The 4,878-nt window shown below is 62.3% G+C and carries 5 protein-coding genes; 4 read left to right on the plus strand and 1 reads right to left on the minus strand.

The annotated features are described in order from the left end of the window. Nucleotides 1-2,961 (minus strand): Tn3 family transposase (locus QMN93_RS25430; RefSeq protein ID WP_087863316.1); only part of this gene is annotated, 2,961 nt, incomplete at its 3' end. A gap of 156 nt (nucleotides 2,962-3,117) precedes the next feature. On the opposite strand from QMN93_RS25430, the gene QMN93_RS25435 reads away from it, so the two are divergent. The 4 genes from QMN93_RS25435 to QMN93_RS25450 all read left to right on the plus strand — a co-directional run. Then, nucleotides 3,118-3,408: a nucleotidyltransferase family protein gene (locus tag QMN93_RS25435; RefSeq protein ID WP_025999361.1), complete on the plus strand. Its 291-nt coding sequence runs from the start codon at nucleotides 3,118-3,120 to the stop codon at nucleotides 3,406-3,408. Continuing rightward, nucleotides 3,405-3,794 (plus strand): DUF86 domain-containing protein, encoded by a 390-nt coding sequence (locus QMN93_RS25440; RefSeq protein ID WP_017901438.1) that lies wholly within the window; start codon nucleotides 3,405-3,407, stop codon nucleotides 3,792-3,794. Before QMN93_RS25435 ends, QMN93_RS25440 begins: the two co-directional genes overlap by 4 nt. 150 nt (nucleotides 3,795-3,944) lie before the next feature. Next, a complete protein-coding gene (locus tag QMN93_RS25445) occupies nucleotides 3,945-4,304 on the plus strand; it encodes a cupin domain-containing protein (RefSeq protein ID WP_017901436.1) in 360 nt (119 codons plus the stop codon). Nucleotides 4,305-4,326: 22 nt separating this feature from the next. After that, nucleotides 4,327-4,878 (plus strand): recombinase family protein (locus tag QMN93_RS25450; protein ID WP_105508895.1); only part of this gene is annotated, 552 nt, incomplete at its 3' end.

Raw genomic sequence — 4,878 nt, forward strand, 5'->3', positions numbered from 1 at the left:
CGGTTGCAGCGGTCGTAGCGGCCTGAACTTGCCCGCGCCGATCTTGGCGCTGCTGCGCCACAGGTAATCGCCGGTCAGGTTGATGTGCTCCCAACCTAGCGGAGACAGGTACTGCAACAGGGTGCCATCGACGGTATGCCCGTTGCCACGCAGCGCGTTCGCCGCTCGCTCCAGATAGACCGTGTTCCACAGCACGATGGCCGCTGTCACCAAGTTGAGGCCGCTGGCCCGGTAGCGTTGCTGCTCGAAACTGCGGTCGCGGATTTCACCCAGGCGGTTGAAGAACACGGCGCGGGCCAGCGCGTTGCGGGCTTCGCCCTTGTTCAGCCCGGCATGCACGCGGCGGCGCAGCTCGACGCTTTGCAGCCAGTCCAGGATGAACAGCGTGCGCTCGATGCGCCCCAGCTCGCGCAGGGCCACGGCCAGGCCGTTCTGGCGTGGGTAGCTGCCGAGTTTCCGGAGCATCAGCGAAGCCGTCACCGTGCCCTGCTTGATCGAGGTGGCCAGCCGTAGGATTTCGTCCCAATGGGCGCGGACGTGCTTGATATTGAGCGTGCCGCCGATCATCGGTTTCAGCCCGTCATAGGTGGCGTCGCCCTTCGGGATGTAGAGCTTGGTGTCGCCCAAGTCGCGGATGCGCGGCGCGAAGCGGAAGCCCAGCAGGTGCATCAGACCAAAGACGTGATCGGTGAAGCCTGCCGTATCGGTGTAGTGCTCCTCGATGCGCAGATCGGATTCGTGGTACAGCAGGCCGTCGAGCACGTAGGTCGAGTCGCGCACGCCGACGTTCACGACCTTGGTGTGGAACGGCGCGTACTGGTCGGAGATGTGGGTGTAGAACGTCCGCCCAGGGCTGCTGCCGTATTTCGGGTTGATGTGGCCCGTGCTCTCGGCCTTGCTGCCGGTACGGAAGTTCTGGCCATCCGACGATGACGTGGTGCCGTCGCCCCAGTGCTCGGCGAAGGGATGCCGGAATTGTGCGTTGACCAGCTCGGCCAGCGCCGTCCCGTAGGTTTCGTCGCGGATGTGCCAGGCTTGCAGCCAGGCCAGCTTGGCATAGGTCGTGCCGGGGCACGACTCGGCCATCTTGGTCAGGCCCAGGTTGATCGCGTCGGCCAGGATCGTGGTCAGCAGCAGGTTCTTGTCCTTGGCCAGGTCGCCCGATTTCAGGTGCGCGAAGTGCCGGGTAAAGCCCGTCCACTCATCCACCTCCAGCAGCAGTTCGGTGATCTTGACGTGCGGCAGGATCATCGCCGTCTGGTCGATCAGCGCTTGCGCGGTGTCGGGCACCGCCGCATCGAGCGGCGTGATCTTCAGGCCGGATTCCGTGATGATGGCGTCTGGCAGCTCGTTGGCCTGCGCCATGCGGTTTGCGGTGGCGAGCTGCGTTTCCAGCAGCGTCAGCCGCTCGTGCAGGTACTGGTCACAGTCGGTGGTCACGGCCAGCGGCAATTCGCTGGTCTGCTTGAGGCTGGCGAACTTCGCGGGCGGCACCAGGTAGTCCTCGAAGTCCTTGAACTGCCGCGAACCCTGCACCCAGATGTCGCCCGAGCGCAGCGAGTTCTTGAGTTCCGACAGTGCGCACAGCTCGTAGTAACGCCGGTCGATACCGGCGTCGGTCATCACCAACTTCTGCCAGCGCGGCTTGATGAAGTTGGTCGGTGCATCGGCGGGCACCTTGCGGGCGTTGTCGCTGTTCATGCCGCGCAGCACCTCGATGGCATCGAGCACGTCCTTGGCGGCAGGCGCGGCCCGCAGCTTGAGCACGTCGAGAAATTCCGGCGCGTAGCGGCGCAGCGTGGCGTAGCTCTCGCCGATGCGGTGCAGGAAATCGAAGTCATCGGGCTGCGCGAGCGTCTGCGCCTCGGTGACGCTCTCGGCGAAAGCGTCCCAGGACATGACAGCCTCAATGGCGGCGAACGGATCGCCGCCATTCTGCTTGGCCTCGATCAGCGCCTGCCCGATGCGGCCGAACAGCCGCACCTTGGCATTGATCGCCTTGCCGGACGCCTGGAATTGCTGCTGATGCTTGTTCTTGGCGGCATTGAACAGCTTGCCCAGGATGCGGTCGTGCAGGTCGATGATTTCGTCGGTGACGGTGGCCATGCCCTCGATTGCCAGCGCCACGAGCGTGGCGTAGCGCCGCTGAGGCTCGAACTTGGCCAGGTCGGCGGGCGTCATCTGGCCACCCTCGCGGGCGATCTTGAGCAGCCGGTTCTGGTGAATAAGCCGATCGATGCCGGAAGGCAGGTCGAGCGCCTGCCAGGCTTTGAGGCGTTCGATGTGTTCGAGCATGTGCCGCGAGTTCGGCTTGGCCGGGGACTGGCGCAGCCAGGCCAGCCAAGTGGTCTTGCCGTTGTCGCGGCGTTTGAGCAGATCGTCGAGGCGGCGGCGATGTGCGTCCGACAGCGGTTCGGCCAAGGAGTCGTAGATGCGCCGGTTGGCGCGGGTGATCGCTTCGGCACAGACGCGCTCGACAACATCCAGCGTCGGCAAGATGATGTGTTGGTGTCGCAGAGCGTCGAGGACGCTGCTGGCCAACACGATGCCCTTGTCGGTCTGCAAGGCCAAGTCGGTCGTGGCATGGACAGCCTGCCGATAGTGCGCCAGGCCGAACGGCTCCATGCCCAGGTACGTCCGCAGTTCGAGCAGGTGTTCGCGCCGGGTTTCCTCCCGCTCGGCATACTGCGGCCAACACGTCGCGTCGAGTCGCAGTTGCCGTCCGATCCATTGCAGCAGAGGAACCGGCACGACGGCATCGGGCAGTAGGCCCTGACCGGGGAAGCGCAGTAAGCACAACTGCACCGCGACACCCAGGCGGTTGGCGTCGCCACGCCGCTGGCGGATCAGTGACAGGTCGGGCTCGCTGAACGTGTAGTGCCGGATGAGTTCGTCTTGGGTATCTGGCAACGCCAACAGACTGTCGCGCTCGGCGGCGGAGAGGATCGAACGGCGGGGCATGCGGTTTCCTTCTTGAAAACGTTGGTTTGTGACAAGCCCGCCAAGGCAGCCGGCGCGGCACGGGAAATCAAGGCATTGCGATTCTCAAAAATAGTTCTTGAAATTCTATTCTTGATTCCATACACTCTCAACGAGTTTCGATAAGAAAGGATGCCCATGCGACCGTCTGTTGTGCTTGACATGAAGCGAAACGCAGTGCGTGAAGTGGTAGGCCGTTTCCGCACCGCGAACCCACGCGTTTTCGGTTCGGTGCTGCATGGCACCGACCGCGATGGCAGCGACATCGATCTGCTGGTCGATGCGCTGCCTGGTGCAACACTGTTTGATCTGGGCGGCCTGCAAGACGAGTTGGAATCGCTGCTCGGCCTCCACGTCGATCTGCTGACCCCCGGCGACCTGCCGCCGAAATTCCGGGCCAAGGTGCTCGCGGAGGCGCAGCCGGTATGAGCGAGAACCATCGACTACCCGACTACCTCGACCACATCCAGCAGGCCGCAGCCGATGCCTGCGGCTTCGTGGAGGGCTTGGCCAAGGAGGACTTTCTTGAGGACAAGCGCACCCAGCAGGCCGTCATCATGAGCCTCATCATCATCGGCGAGGCCGTCACGAAGGTGATGGATCGCTATGCCGAGTTCGCCCAGGCGCACGGGCAAGTGCCGTGGCGCAATATGCGCGGCATGCGCAACCGCATCGCCCACGGCTACTTCGACATCAACCTCGATGTGGTGTGGGACACCGTGCAGGCAGCACTACCTGAGTTGCTCAAGCAACTGCCCGCCGTGCGTCAGGATGCTGACGACGAAGACTGCAACGACTATGGGATGGAACCATGACGGAATCATGAAAGCCATCAGCGAGCGGCTGGAGCAACGCGAGAAGCAGGGCCTCGTTATCGCTTGTATCGCCGACATCTTCTCCGCGTAGGCCCTTGGCTCTGGCGTGTAAAAGAGTTTCCGTATACGTATGAAATGGAGGTTGTCACTATGTCTATTGCAGCAAGAATATTTGCGATTTCGGAGTTTGCCCGCCCATCTGATGGCGAGCCTATTCGATCGGTGGTGCTTGAAACTGAAGAGTCCACAATCGTTGTTTGGCATGTTCGTCCAGGGCAAGAAATTGCCGCTCACGTTCATCCCCACGGTCAAGACACTTGGACTGTTCTTTCTGGTTCTGCCGGTTACTACCAAGGAAGCGGTGTGGTTACCAAGCTCCAGGCCGGAGAAATTGCCGTAGCGAAACCTGGGCAGGTTCACGGAGCCATGAACACCGACTCGAAGGAATCCTTCATTTTCGTTTCCGTCGTGGCTCCAGGCAATGCTGGCTTTGCCTTGGCTGAAAAATGATTGACCGGGCGCGAGACAAGCCATGTTGATCGGCTATGCGCGCGTCTCGACGCAGGATCAGAATCTTGAACTGCAACGCGAAGCCTTGACCAAGGCTGGATGCCAGAAGGTCTTTGAGGACAAGGTGAGCGGCACGCGGGCCGACCGTCCAGGCTTGGCCAAGACGCTCGAAATGCTGCGCGAGGGTGACACCCTGGTGGTTTGGAAGCTGGATCGCCTGGGGCGCAGCGTCAAACAATTGGTCGATCTGGTCGGCGAACTGCACAAGCAGGGCGCCCAGTTCAAGAGCCTGACTGACGCCATCGACACCGGAACGCCCTCTGGCCGGTTCTTCTTCCACGTCATGGCCAGCCTCGCCGAAATGGAACGAGAGCTGATCGTCGAGCGTACCCGCGCCGGATTGGATGTCGCTCGTCAGCTTGGCCGCAAGGGCGGTCGCAAGCCCAAGATGACCGGGAGCAAGATCGAGTCAGCCAAGAAGCTGCTGGCCAGCGGTGTGCCACCCAAGGACGTTGCCAAGAACCTCGGCGTGTCCGTTCCTACGCTGTATCGCTGGGTTCCAGCATCGACGCAC

Origin of the sequence: Enterobacter sp. R-1.6.2 (genome assembly GCF_035064085.1) — a bacterium.
GTDB lineage: Bacteria > Pseudomonadota > Gammaproteobacteria > Enterobacterales > Enterobacteriaceae > Enterobacter > Enterobacter asburiae_B.